Annotated in this window: 11 protein-coding genes; 6 read left to right on the top strand and 5 right to left on the bottom strand. The window is 69.2% G+C overall.

Annotated elements, in window-relative coordinates; all coding sequences use genetic code 11:
* Positions 1 to 375: 375 nt before the first annotated feature.
* Positions 376 to 2,682: a beta-xylosidase/alpha-l-arabinosidase gene (locus ACWDEW_RS21330; protein ID WP_450514534.1), complete on the bottom strand. Its 2,307-nt coding sequence runs from the start codon at positions 2,680 to 2,682 to the stop codon at positions 376 to 378.
* A 42-nt stretch (positions 2,683 to 2,724) separates the two neighbouring features.
* Positions 2,725 to 3,756, bottom strand: a complete 1,032-nt coding sequence (locus ACWDEW_RS21325; RefSeq protein WP_450514533.1) for a LacI family DNA-binding transcriptional regulator — start codon at positions 3,754 to 3,756, stop codon at positions 2,725 to 2,727.
* 236 nt (positions 3,757 to 3,992) lie between these two features.
* Between ACWDEW_RS21325 and ACWDEW_RS21320 the strand changes: the two genes are divergently transcribed.
* The 3 genes from ACWDEW_RS21320 (at position 3,993) to ACWDEW_RS21310 (ending at position 7,131) form a co-directional block, all read left to right on the top strand.
* Positions 3,993 to 5,309 (top strand): ABC transporter substrate-binding protein, encoded by a 1,317-nt coding sequence (locus tag ACWDEW_RS21320; RefSeq protein ID WP_450514532.1) that lies wholly within the window; start codon positions 3,993 to 3,995, stop codon positions 5,307 to 5,309.
* A 62-nt stretch (positions 5,310 to 5,371) separates the two neighbouring features.
* Entirely contained in the window at positions 5,372 to 6,217 is an 846-nt protein-coding gene (locus ACWDEW_RS21315) for a carbohydrate ABC transporter permease (protein ID WP_450514693.1), read from the top strand.
* Positions 6,217 to 7,131 carry a carbohydrate ABC transporter permease gene (locus tag ACWDEW_RS21310; protein WP_450514531.1) on the top strand — a complete coding sequence of 305 codons (915 nt, stop codon included), beginning with the start codon at positions 6,217 to 6,219 and terminating at the stop codon, positions 7,129 to 7,131. The genes ACWDEW_RS21315 and ACWDEW_RS21310 overlap by 1 nt, the downstream gene beginning before the upstream one ends.
* A gap of 691 nt (positions 7,132 to 7,822) precedes the next feature.
* Here the strand turns inward: ACWDEW_RS21310 and ACWDEW_RS21305 are convergent.
* From ACWDEW_RS21305 to ACWDEW_RS21295, 3 genes are all read right to left on the bottom strand, one after another.
* Positions 7,823 to 8,638 carry an SAM-dependent methyltransferase gene (locus tag ACWDEW_RS21305; protein ID WP_450514530.1) on the bottom strand — a complete coding sequence of 272 codons (816 nt, stop codon included), beginning with the start codon at positions 8,636 to 8,638 and terminating at the stop codon, positions 7,823 to 7,825.
* A gap of 69 nt (positions 8,639 to 8,707) precedes the next feature.
* Entirely contained in the window at positions 8,708 to 8,944 is a 237-nt protein-coding gene (locus ACWDEW_RS21300) for a DUF397 domain-containing protein (RefSeq protein ID WP_019070847.1), read from the bottom strand.
* A 1-nt stretch (position 8,945) separates the two neighbouring features.
* The gene (locus tag ACWDEW_RS21295) at positions 8,946 to 9,821 is read right to left on the bottom strand and encodes a helix-turn-helix domain-containing protein (RefSeq protein WP_450514529.1); all 876 of its coding nucleotides are present in this window, start codon (positions 9,819 to 9,821) and stop codon (positions 8,946 to 8,948) included.
* Positions 9,822 to 10,322: 501 nt separating this feature from the next.
* Here ACWDEW_RS21295 and ACWDEW_RS21290 point away from each other — a divergent pair.
* The 3 genes from ACWDEW_RS21290 to ACWDEW_RS21280 all read left to right on the top strand — a co-directional run.
* The gene (locus ACWDEW_RS21290) at positions 10,323 to 10,670 is read left to right on the top strand and encodes an ATP-binding protein (RefSeq protein ID WP_450514528.1); all 348 of its coding nucleotides are present in this window, start codon (positions 10,323 to 10,325) and stop codon (positions 10,668 to 10,670) included.
* 68 nt (positions 10,671 to 10,738) lie between these two features.
* Positions 10,739 to 11,233 carry a hypothetical protein gene (locus ACWDEW_RS21285; protein ID WP_450514527.1) on the top strand — a complete coding sequence of 165 codons (495 nt, stop codon included), beginning with the start codon at positions 10,739 to 10,741 and terminating at the stop codon, positions 11,231 to 11,233.
* A gap of 162 nt (positions 11,234 to 11,395) precedes the next feature.
* The coding region (locus ACWDEW_RS21280; RefSeq protein ID WP_450514692.1) for a hypothetical protein at positions 11,396 to 12,093 on the top strand (698 nt) is incomplete at its 3' end.

Below are 12,093 nucleotides of genomic sequence, written 5' to 3'. Positions count from 1 at the left end.
CGGCTGCAATCGCCGGGCGACTGGGGCGAAGCGCGGTGTGAGACGCATGCTCAGCAAGGGGCGAGTTCCCGGCAATTGCTGAGGAGGCGGTCTCCCCGCAGGTCGCTCGGGCCGTCGAGCTGCTCCACGCGCACATCCAGCGGGCCCGGCTGTCCTGCTTCGCCGTGTGGCACGGCAAGAGGACGAGGCGCCTACGGGCCGGCGTGCACAGGGATGTTGAGTTCGCGGGGCGCCGGGCGATCACCGCAGTGTCGTCCAGCGGCATGGGACACGTCAGACGGGGATCCCCATGGAGAAACAGGGGGATCCCCGGTACGGCTGATGCCGGAAGGCTCTACCGCCGACCACCCGGGCACCGGGCCGGAGATCTCGCGCTCAGCCGACGTCGGCCGGTGTGATCAGCACTCGATCGTTGCCGGGCTCGCGGAGCGGCCCGGTCAGGTGGATGGTGCCGGTGAGGCGGATGTCGGTGCTGGATGCTCCGATCATGACGGTGATCTCGCCGGGTTCGACGATGCGGTGCAGGTCGGGTCCGGTGTAGGCGAGGCGGTCGGTGTGCAGGCGGAAGGTGACCCTGCGTTGTTCACCGGGGGCCAGCCGGACGCGCGCGAAGCCGGTCAGCTGGGTCAGCGGGCGCGGGAGCTGGGCGATGGGGTCGGCCGTGTAGAGCTGGACCACCTCGGAGCCGGGGACCTCGCCCGTGTTGCGCACCAGGCAGCTGATCTCGACCTCGCCGTCCGTGCGGATCTCCTGGGCGCTCAGCTCGAACCCGTCGTACGCGAACGTCGTGTACGACAGTCCGTGTCCGAAGGGGTAGGCCGGGGTGGGGTCGAGGTTGCTGACGCCCTCGGTGTTGCCGCCGAGCGGGGCGTGCAGGTAGGTGCCGGGCTGGCCGCCCGGGGTGCGCGGTATCTGGACGGGTAGTTTCCCCGAAGGTGTGGTCCGCCCGGAGAGCACGCCGGCCAGGGCCGGGCCACCCTCCTCGCCAGGGAAGAAGGCCTGGACGACGGCGGCCGCACGGTCGGCGTAGGCGCCGAGCGCGTACGGGCGGCCGGAGACGGCGAGGAGCACGACCGGGGTGCCGGTGGCGAGCAGGGCCTCGACCAGTTCGCCCTGGACGCCCGGCAGCGAGAGGTCCTCGGCGTCGCAGCCCTCGCCGGAGGTGCCGAGGCCGAACAGTCCGGCGCGGTCGCCGACGACGGCGACGCACACCTGTGCCTGCCGGGCCGCCTCCACCGCCGCGTCGAAGCCGGCACGGTCGATGTCCTTGACGGGGCAACCCTGTTCGTAGGTGATCAGGGCGCGGGGCACTTCCGTGGCCAGGGCGTCGAGCAGGGAGAGCGTCTCGATGCCGTTGTCGTGGCCGGGGTGGTGGGGCAGGACGTGGTTGGGGAAGGAGTAGCAGCCGAAGAACGCGTTGGCGTCGTTGGCGCAGGGGCCGACCAGGGCGATGGACGCCGTGTCCGCGGCGAGGGGGAGGAGGCTCTCCCGATTGTCGAGCAGGATGATGCTCTGCTCGGCGAGTTCGCGGGCGATGGCGCGGTGTGCGGGCGGGTCCAGGTCGATCGGTCCCTGGATGTCGCCCTCCGGGGTGAAGCCGGCGTCGAGCAGCCCCAGTTCGACCTTCTGGTGCAGGACGCGGCGCACGGCCCGGTCGACGAGGTCCTCGGAGACGGTTCCGGCGCGGACGAGTTCGGCGAGGGGTTCGCCGTAGCAGAGGGTGTCGGGCAGTTCGACGTCGATGCCCGCCGTCAGGGCGCGGGCGCCGGCCTCGCCGTAGTCGGCGGCGATGCGGTGCATGGTGCGCAGGAACGCGATGGACCAGTAGTCGGAGACGACCGTGCCCTCGAATTGCCAGTCCTCGCGCAGGAGTCGGGTCAGGAGCCCGGTGTCGGCGCCGGCGGGCATGCCGTCGACATCGGCGTAGGAGTTCATCACCGAGCGGGCACTGCCCTCGCGTATCGCGGTCTCGAACGGTGGCAGGATCACGTCGGCGAACTCGCGGGGCCCCATGGAGACGGGGGCGTGGTTACGGGCGGCCTTGGAGGCGGAGTACCCGGCGAAGTGCTTGAGCGTGGCGACGATCCCCGCACTCTCCAGGCCGCGTACGTAGGCGGTGCCGCTGGTGGCGACCAGGTACGGGTCCTCGCCGAGGGTCTCCTCGACGCGGCCCCAGCGGTAGTCGCGTACGACGTCCAGAACGGGTGAGAGGCCCTGGTGGACGCCGACCTGGCGCATGCTCGTCCCGATGGCGTGGGCCATGCGTTCGACGAGGTCGGGGTTGAAGGCGGCGGCCCAGGCGAGGGGCGTGGGGAAGACGCTCGCGTGGTAGGCGGTGAAGCCGGTCAGGCACTCCTCGTGGGCGATGGCGGGGATGCCGAGCCGGGTGCTCTCCATCAACTCGCGCTGGAGGGCGGCGAGTTCACGCGCCCCTTGGGCGGGATCGACCGGCTTGGTGCCGAACGGTCGGGTGATGTGGCCCAGGCCGTCCTTGCTGGCCTGTTCGAAGTCGGTGTGGCGGGCGAAGACGTCCTGCATCGGGGCCACGTTGCCGCTGACGCGCTCGACCCCGGGCCAGGCGCTGCCGAGTTGGGCCAGCTTTTCCTCCAGGGTCATCTCCGCGAGCAGGGCCTCGACCCTGTCGGTACGGGGGCAGGCCGGATCGGCCCAAGGTGTGGTCATGGTGCGTTCCTCGGGGTGGTGGCGCAGGACGGCGCGTGTGATTCAGGAAGGAGAAGGGGTGGGCGGTGGCGCGGTGGAGGACCGGACGACGAGCTGGGTGGCCAGTTCCACCCGGTGGCTGTCCAGGGGTTCGCCTGCGGTGAGCCGGAGCAGGGTGCGCAGCGCGGCGCGGCCGATCTCGGCGAAGGGCTGTCGGACGGTGGTCAGGGGCGGGGCCGAGGTGCTGGCGGCGGCGGTGTCGTCGAAGCCGACGACGCTGACGTCCTCCGGCACGCGCAGTCCCTGGATCCGGGCGGCCTCGATGACACCGAACGCCTCCAGGTCATTGCCGGCGAAGACGGCCGTGGGCGGCTCGTCGAGGGCGAAGAGCTCCTGGGCGGCCTGGTAGGCGGGTTCGAACCGGAAGGCTCCCCGCTTGATGAGGAGGGGATCAGGTGTGAGGCCGGCACCGCTGAGTGCGGCCTGGTAACCGTGCAGGCGGGCGGTGTTGCACACGGAGTCATGCCGTCCCTCGATCATCGCGATCCGGCGGTGGCCGAGTTTCAGCAGGTGTTCGGTCGCGGCCATGCCGCCGCTGAAGTTCGTCGCGCCGATGCTGGGCACGGTGTCGTCGGGCACGTTCATCGGGTCGATCAGCACCAGCGGGATGCCGTGCTGCGCGAACTGCGCGCGCTGGCGGGCGGTCAGCTCGGACGTCACCAGGATGACGCCCTCCCGCCCCGCGTTCGTGACCTTCCGGGCCCAGGCGGCGCCCAGGGGGTCGTCGGGCGCCGTGCCGATGACGACGTCGACGCCGGCCTCGGCCGCGGCCTGCGTCACGCCCTGGGTGATCACCAGGTTGTTGGGGTTGACCAGCTGGTCGAAGGTCAGATCGATGGTCCGTACCGGCGACTGCGCGCCCCCCGGGCCACGGGCCACGTAGTCGCGTTCGACCAGCAACTGCTCGACGCGGGCCCGGGTTTCGGGCGAGACGTCGCTGCGGCCGTTGACCACCTTCGACACGGTGGCCACCGAGACCCCGGCTGCCTCGGCGATGCCGGTCAGGGTCGTCCGCTCGACGGCTCTCTTCGCCATGCTCGTCCTTTCGAAGGTTTACGGGGAAGGTAGCGCAAGGTTTCGGAGCGGTCCAGAGCAGGCCTGGAGCACAGATTAATTTCGACTGGCATCTTGACCCGCCACAGAACGGCCCCTAATTTGTCGGCCAGAAAACGCAGAGGTTTCGAAAAGTTTCGAGCCGCGTATCGCGCTGCTGGCGAGCCCTACGAGCCGTCCAGCGCGTTCGGACCTCTGAAGAGCCGAAGGAGCTCCCCATGCCCGCGAGAATCCCCTCCCGTGTCCTGGTCACCGCCTCGGCGGTCCTGGCCCTGACCCTCACCGCCTGCGGCAGCAGCGGGCGGACCGCCGGCGGCAGCTCCGGTGACGGCGCGCTGGCCTGGGCGCTGACCCAGGGCTCCGAAGCGACGTTCCGGGCCTCCGCCACGGAGTGGAACAAGGAGCACCCCGACAGCAAGATCAACTACCAGTACTTCCAGAACGACCCCTACAAGCAGAAGCTGCGCACCGCCGTGGGCGCCGGAAACGGGCCGGTCCTGTTCGAGAACTGGGGCGGCGGCGGCCTGAAGACCTATGTGGACGCGGGCAAGGTCGCCGACCTCACCGCCGATCTGAACGCCGACCCCGCGTGGAAGAACCGCATCTTCCCCTCGGTGCTGAAGTCCACCACCTTCGACGGCAAGACCTACGGCGTCCCGGTCAACGGCGTGCAGCCGGTGGTCCTGTATTTCAACAAGCAGCTGTTCGAGAAGGTGGGCGCCGAGCCGCCGAAGACCTGGGACGACCTTCTCGCCCTGGTGAAGAAGTTCAAGGCGAAGGGCATCGCGCCGATCTCCATGGGCGGCGCCTCCAAGTGGCCCGACCTGATGTGGCTGGAGTACCTCGTCGACCGCGTCGGCGGACCCGAGACCTTCGCGAACATCGCCGCCGGCAAGAAGGGCGCCTGGTCGGACCCGGCCGTCCTCAGGGCCGCGGAGATGATCAAGCAGCTCGTGGACGCCGGCGGCTTCGCCAAGGGCTTCACCTCCGTCTCCGCCGACACCGGCCAGGCCGAGGCCCAGCTCTACACCGGCAGAGCCGCGATGATCCTCCAGGGCAGCTGGGCCTACGGCACGATGGCCACCGGCTCGCCGAAGTTCGTCTCCGCCGGCAACCTCGGCTGGTCCGGCTTCCCGGCCGTCTCGGGCGGCAAGGGCGACGCGAGCAACATCGTCGGCAACACGGCCAACTTCTTCTCGGTGTCGGCTCAGGCGAGCGCCAAGGAGAAGAAGACCGCGGTGGCCTACCTCAAGGACGGCGTCTACAACGCCACCTACATCGACAGCCTCCTCAAGAACGGCGACGTCCCGCCGGTGAAGGACCTCGACGCCAAGCTCAAGACCACCGACAACGCGGACTGGACGACGTACGTCTACGGCCTCGCCCGCGACGCCAAGAGCTTCCAGCTCTCCTGGGACCAGGCACTCACCCCCGAACTCGGCAACGACCTGCTCACCCACCTCGACCAGCTCTTCCTCGGCGAGATCAGCCCGCAGCAGTTCTGCACCCAGATGGACAAGGCGGCGCAGAAGTGAGCGCCTCCACCGCCTCCAAGGCCCCGTCGGCGCGTGCCGGCGCCGGCGGCCCACCGTTCCTCATGGCCCTGCCCGCCCTGCTGCTGTTCGCCCTGTTCGCGCTCGTGCCGATGGCGATCGTGATCTACCTGAGCTTCACCCGATGGGACGGCTTGGGCAGCCCCGCGTGGGCAGGAGCAGACAACTGGCGCGAGGCACTGACCAGTGACGTCACCCGGCACGCCCTGTGGCTCACCGTCAAGATGATGGTGTTCTCCTGGATCGTGCAGACCCCGATCAGCCTCCTGCTGGGCGTCCTCGTCGCCGGGAAACAGCGCTACCGCGCCCTGTTCGCCGTCTTCTACTTCGTCCCGCTGCTGATCTCCACGGCCGCGATCGCCGTCATCTTCAAGAACCTCCTCGACCCCAACTTCGGCCTCGGCGCGGCTCTGAACCTGCCCATCCTCGGCCAGGACTGGCTCGGCGACCCCCAACTGGCCTTCTACGCCGTGGTGTTCGTCATCACCTGGCAGTTCGTGCCCTTCCACACCCTGCTCTACCAGGCCGGAGCCCGGCAGATCCCCGCCTCGCTCTACGAGGCCGCGTCGATCGACGGCGCGGGCCGCCTCACCCAGTTCTGGCACATCACCCTGCCCCAGATGCGCTACACCATCGTCACGTCCTCGACGCTGATGGTCGTCGGCTCGCTCACCTACTTCGACCTCGTCTTCGTCCTCACCGGCGGCGGCCCCGGCTACGCCACCCGCATCCTGCCGCTCGACATGTACATCACGGGCTTCCAGAGCAACGAGATGGGCCTCGCCAGCGCCATCTCCGTGGTGCTCGTCGTGGCAGGACTCGTCGTCTCCCTCGCCCTCACCCGGTTCTCCGGTTTCAACCGGATGCGCAGCCAGCAGGCAGGTATGTGATGTCCGTGCTCTCCCACGCCCCGTCCACCGGTTCCCCCGGCACACCGCCCGGGGACGAACCGCCGCCGGCACACCCGCGGCGCAACCCCCTCAGCACCCTGCGCCGCGCCAACCCGCTCGGCGCAGCGGGCGGACTGCTCTGGCTGGTGATCGTCCTCGTGCCGGTCTACTGGGTCCTCGTCACCAGCCTGCGCACCCGCGAGGGCTTCTTCGACGCCAACCCGCTCTCCGTCCCCTCACACCCCACCCTGGACAACTACCGGCAGGTCCTCGACAACGGCTTCACGCACTACCTCCTCAACAGCACGCTGGTCACGGTCGGCGCGACGCTGCTGACCGTCGTCGTCTCCTTCCTGGCGGCCTACGCGATCGTGCGCGGCACCAACCGGGCCCTGCGCTGGGCGTTCAGCGTCTTCCTGCTGGGCCTCGCCATCCCGCTGCAGGCGACGATCATCCCGGTCTACTACCTGATCGCCAAGGCGCAGATGTACGACACCCTGGGCGCGATCGTGCTCCCCTCGGCTGCGTTCGCGATCCCGCTGACCGTGATCATCCTGGTCAACTTCCTGCGTGACATCCCCGACGAACTGTACGAGTCGATGCGCGCCGACGGCGCCGGCCACTGGCGCATGCTGTGGAGCCTCGCACTTCCCCTGTCCCGCCCCGCTCTGATCACGGTCGTCATCTACGACGCCCTGAACGTCTGGAACGGCTTCCTCTTCCCGCTGATCCTCACCCAGAGCCCGGACAAGAGGACACTGCCCCTTTTCGTGTGGAGCTTCCAGGGCGAGTTCACCATCAACGTCCCGGCGATCCTGGCCGCAGTGGTCCTCTCCACGCTGCCCATCCTCGTGCTCTACGTCCTGGGCCGCCGCCAGCTCATCGGCGGACTCACCGCCGGCTTCGGCAAATGAGCGGCAACAGGCCGACAACGCGGAGTGACTCGGCTCCGCCCGACCGGGGCAGGGGACAGGAAGACGTTCAGTGCAACTCCCCAACTCCCGATTATGGAATATGCGTAGACGGCCAGTGAGGACGTGCCCAAGTCCGGGGCTGCCGAGCCCTCGAAGGCCGTGACGGCCAGGGCCTTCTGCGTGGCGTCCCCGGCGCGACTCGAGCCTTCGGCCGGGCGCTGAAAAGGCGGTTGCTCTGTCGGCTGTCCTTGCCGGGCGTCGAGCCTGCTCTCCGTCGGCGGAGTACGGCAGGGCGGCTGACCTTATGGGTCGTCCGACGAGGGCCCCGCCAACTGTGTTGGGGAGGGACCACGCGCGCGGACCCGTGGGCCGAAGCCACCACCATGGCCGTCGAGTTGGTGGTACGTGCCGGGCCGACCGACTTCGCAGAATGAAGACCTGAGCCGGGGATCCGTGGACGGCGGTGTGCGAGGCGACGAGGCTGTCCGGCGGAAACGTGAGCGCACAGACTCCTTTACGCGGCCGAGTACGCTGAACACTGACCTCGAAGAACGACCCGGCGCACGCCGCTCGGTGACTCCGCAACTGGGGGTCAAGGGGTCGCAGGTTCAAATCCTGTCGTCCCGACTCTATGGAGTCGCAGATGAGGGGCGGTTTCGGAGGAATCCGAAACCGCCCCTCGATCGTGTGGTCACGGCTTGCGTGCGACCGCCCCGTACATCGCGATGTCCTCGTCGCGTATGTTCTGCTCGCCCGTGCCGTCCGGGTGCCACTTGTGGACCTGGACGATGCCGGGTTCGACCAGCTCAAGACCGTCGAAGAACTCGTGGGCCTCGTCGATGGTGCGCAGTCGCATCGGCATGTCGCGGGCCGCGTACTCGCGGGCGACGCGGCCCACCTCCTGCGGCGCGAACTCGGCGGTGCCGATCGACATCGCGAGGTAGCTGCCCGAGGGGAGAGGCTCCAGCAGGCGCCGTACGACGCCCACCGCGTCGTCCGCGTCGAGCATGAAGTGCACGATGGCGATCACCGTCAGCGCCACCGGTTGCGAGAGGTCCAGGGTCTCGCGCAGCTCCGGTGCGTCGAGGATCGTGGACGGTTCACGGAAGTCGGCCTCGATGTACGAGGTCCTGCCCTCGGCCGTGCTGGAGAGCAGACCCTGGGAGAGGGTGAGAACGATGGGGTCGTTGTCGACGTAGACCACTCGTGACTCGGGAGCCACCTGCTGGGCGATCTCGTGCAGGTTCGGCGAGGTGGGGATGCCGGTGCCGACGTCCAGGAACTGGCGTACGCCCGCCTCCTCGGCGAGCCAGCGCACGGCCCGGTTCATCCAGTCCCGGTTGGCGCGCATGTGGATCGGGAGCGCGGGCCACTCCCGGGACATGGCGTCGCCCGCCTCCTTGTCCGCGGGGTAGTAGTCCTTCCCGCCCATGATGTAGTCGTAGATCCGCGCGGAGTGCGCGTGTTCGGTGTCGATGCGGTCGGCCGGCCATCCGTTGTCGGGCAACGCCGTGTCTCCCATGCGAGTTGTGGACGTTCGGGGTTCGGGATGAACGCTCAGTAAAAACAAGGGGGTTCACAGAAGGAAGTCGGCGTCACCCGCCTTGACGCCCGTGACGAAGCTTGTCATTTCGTGGGGTGTGAAAACCAGCGCGGGGCCGTCGGGGTCGGTCGACTGCCGTACGGCGACGCGTCCGTCGGCGAGCTTCTTCACTTCCACGCAGGCGCCCCCCGCGTCGTCGCTCCACGGCTTGGTCCAGCCGCGTGCGCCCAGGTTCCGGGACGGTATGCCGTTGCGTATGGGGTGGTGCACGTCAGAGCTCCTTGCGAATCGCACCGAGGAGGGCCTCGGTCTTGCGGGCGGGCGCCGCCTGGGCACCCAGCCGGTCCAGGGCCTCGCGATACACCACGACGTCGTCGCTCTTGTCCAGATAGACAGCGCCCACCAGACCGTTGAGATAGACGACGTCGGGCAGTTCGGGTGCCCGGAACCGGAAGAGGTGGAACGCCCCGGCACGCATGGCCGGGTGCGGGCCGTTGGCGAACGGCATGATCTGCAGGGTCACATGGGCCAGCCGGTTGACCTCGATCAGGTGGTCGACCTGGGCACGCATCACCGCGGCACCCCCGACCGGCCACCTCAGCACCGTCTCGTCCATCACGATCCACACCCGCGGCGGCGCCTCGCGGGTCAGGAGTTCCTGGCGGCGCATGCGCAGGGCGACCCGGCGTTCGGTGGCCTCGGTGGGGGCGTGCGGGTTGCCCGCGCCGAGCAGGGCCCGCGCGTACTCCTCGGTCTGCAGCAGCCCGTGGACGAACTCGTTCTCGTAGGCGCGGACCTGCAACGCCGCCTGCTCCAGGCTCAGATACGCGGCGAACCAGTCCGGCATGACATCGCGGTACGTGTGCCACCAGCCGCGCTTGCTGGCCTCCCGGACCGACTTCAGGAAGGTGTCGATCTCCTGACGGTCCGTCACCCCGTAGACCTGCAGCAGCTTTTCGGCGTCCGCCAGGCGCAGCCGGGCCACCTTGGCGGCCTCCATCCGGCGGATCGTGGAGTGGCTGACCCCGATGGCGTCGCCCGCCTCCTCGTAGGTGAGCCCCGCGCGGGTCCGCAGTTCCTCCAGCTGGCGGCCGAGGATCATGCGCAGGACGGAGGGGACGCCACCCCAGTCGGTCTCTGCGGTCACGGTCTACCTCCCTTGCGCCTCCAGCTCCGGGCGGCAGTCTGCCAGGGTTCGCTCTTCACAGACTCTTTCGATCACTTCCTGGCGGAAGCAGCATGCACTTCGCCATGTGCAATTTTCAACTTGCTGGTTGCGATGCGTTGTTGGCAGGTGCCACAGTAAGCATGTCGTCACAGCTCGTCCAAGAGTGAGACGGCGCAGCCCAGTTGGGGGAATGGGCTGTGACCTGCGTTGGCCCGGCAGGGTCGCCGTCCGTGCCTCGTGCGCGGCCGGTCGGCGCGATACCGGCACCGCCGAGGGTGCGAGGCACACGAAAGGCGTACGGCGATGGCTCCGCCCTCTGTCCCCCAGCCGTTGGATCGACCTCCCGGAGGCGGGCGCCCTGGCCGACTCCCTGGGCCGCAAGGCCCCGGCCGGCCCGCCTCCGGGAACCAACACCCGCGCCACAGCCACCTGTTCGGCCTGCCGGCGGCCCCGGCGTCGGTCGGTCTGGCCCGCAGAACCGTGGACGAACTGCTCATCGCGTGGGGCGTCCGCGAAGCCGTCCGGGACAACGCTGTCGTCGTGACCTCCGAACTCATGACCAACGCGCTCACGCACTCCGCGAGCGACTGGATCGTCTGTGAGCTGCGGAGCGCGGACGGAGTCCTCCGGATCGAGGTCGAGGACCAGAACCGCGGTTCCACGCTCCCCGTGCCCGGTCGGCCCGGCCCCGACGACCAGGGCGGCCGCGGTCTCCTGCTCGTCACGGCGCTCAGCAGCGACTGGGGCACGGTGGACGCCCCGCACCGGTCCGGGCGGATCGTCTGGGCCGAACTGACCACGGACGAGGACAAGCCCGTCCCGCCCTGACGCCCGCCGGGCCGACCCCGCCTCCCCGCCCGGCCCATCCCCCACCCGGCCGAAGGGACCCCCCGCACATGTACCGATCACGCCGCCGCGACCCGCTCCCGTCCCCCGCCGAGCCGCCGGCTCACAGCTCGGCTCCGCCCCCGAACCCCGCCGAGCCGCCGACCCGCGACCGTGTCCGCCCCGGACGCCTGGTGATCCCCGCGCCGTTACGCGCGAGCCTCGGCTACGACGCCGTGGGCATGCCCCGGGAACACGGGGAACGCATCCTGGACCGCCTTCAGCGCGTCGGCTGCATCTTCGCCGACGCCCGGCGCTGGTGGTGGATCGTGCCGGCCGGTTCGCACATCGGCGTCATCTGGCCGCCGTCCATCAGCTATGCGATCGGCGCCCAGGTGGCCGACCCCTCCTGGACGAGCACCCGCCCGAAACCGGGCCGGGAGCATCCCCGGCTGATCCATTCCCCCGAGACCGGGCAGCCCTACACACCGCCGATACCCCTGTACTTCCTCACCTGCCGCGTCGCCGGCAGCACTCCGCTCTGGTCCCTGGACACGGCGAACTGACCAGCCGCATCCGGCAGATGGCGGCGATCCGGCCGAGGAACGGATCGGGGGTGTCGGTAGGAACACCCCCGATCCGGTCCTCAGGCCCAGGGACCGTGTGTGCCGTCGGCGGCAGGATTCAAGGTGTACCGAATCCACCACACGGACATTCCGGGGGACACCATGAACGAAATGTCGGCCAGGCGTCTTGCGGGCGGTGCGGGAATCGCCACCGCTGCCGCTCTCATCGTCGAAGTGCCGCTGTACTTCATCTATTCGGGACCGCCGCCGGACGCGAATGTTCTCTCCCGGCTGCTCATCGGGATCGTCGCGCTGGCGTTCCTGCTGGTATTCGTGACGGCGTTCCGCGAACTGGTGAAACGGGCGAATCCCGCGTACGAGTGGGCCGGTTCCATGGCCTTCACCGCGGGGCTGGTCTACACGACGGTCACGCTGGTCTCCAGTGGTCTGGAGGCCGGTGCCGTCATCGCCGCCGACCATCCGATCGACCCGACGATCGACGTCAGCGGCACCTACATCCTCTACGGGTCGATCTCCCGGCTCATGCTCGCGTTCTTTCTGACCGCGCTGGGATTCGCCGTCTCCCGCACGGAACTCCTGCCGCGCTGGACCAGCAGGTCGGCCTATGTCCTGGCCGGGATCAATCTGGCTTTCGTGCCGTCCCTGTTCTTCGGCAACTCTCCCGCGAATTTCTACGCGGCGAACGGCTGGGGCACCACCGCTCTCATGGGTGCGATTCTCAGCTATTGGCTGCTCGCGCTGGGCATCTCGATCTACCGCAGCGCCAAAGCGCCGGCAGTGGGGAGTCGCGCCCGGCTCGCGACAGGTGAACGCCACGGTGGAGACGGAGCGGACCTCCG

Source organism: Streptomyces sp. NPDC001100, assembly GCF_053598575.1.
Note: the sequence above shows the minus strand (reverse complement) of the source record. Positions and strands in the feature narration are given on the sequence as shown.

Excerpts from the sequence above, each read along its gene's own strand:
- ACWDEW_RS21285 (WP_450514527.1), top strand. The coding sequence starts at position 10,739 with ATGTACCGATCACGCCGCCGCGACCCGCTCCCGTCCCCCGCCGAGCCG.
- ACWDEW_RS21310 (WP_450514531.1), top strand. The coding sequence starts at position 6,217 with ATGTCCGTGCTCTCCCACGCCCCGTCCACCGGTTCCCCCGGCACACCG.
- ACWDEW_RS21330 (WP_450514534.1), bottom strand. The coding sequence starts at position 2,682 with ATGACCACACCTTGGGCCGATCCGGCCTGCCCCCGTACCGACAGGGTC.
- ACWDEW_RS21325 (WP_450514533.1), bottom strand. The coding sequence starts at position 3,756 with ATGGCGAAGAGAGCCGTCGAGCGGACGACCCTGACCGGCATCGCCGAG.
- ACWDEW_RS21320 (WP_450514532.1), top strand. The coding sequence starts at position 3,993 with ATGCCCGCGAGAATCCCCTCCCGTGTCCTGGTCACCGCCTCGGCGGTC.
- ACWDEW_RS21315 (WP_450514693.1), top strand. The coding sequence starts at position 5,372 with ATGGCCCTGCCCGCCCTGCTGCTGTTCGCCCTGTTCGCGCTCGTGCCG.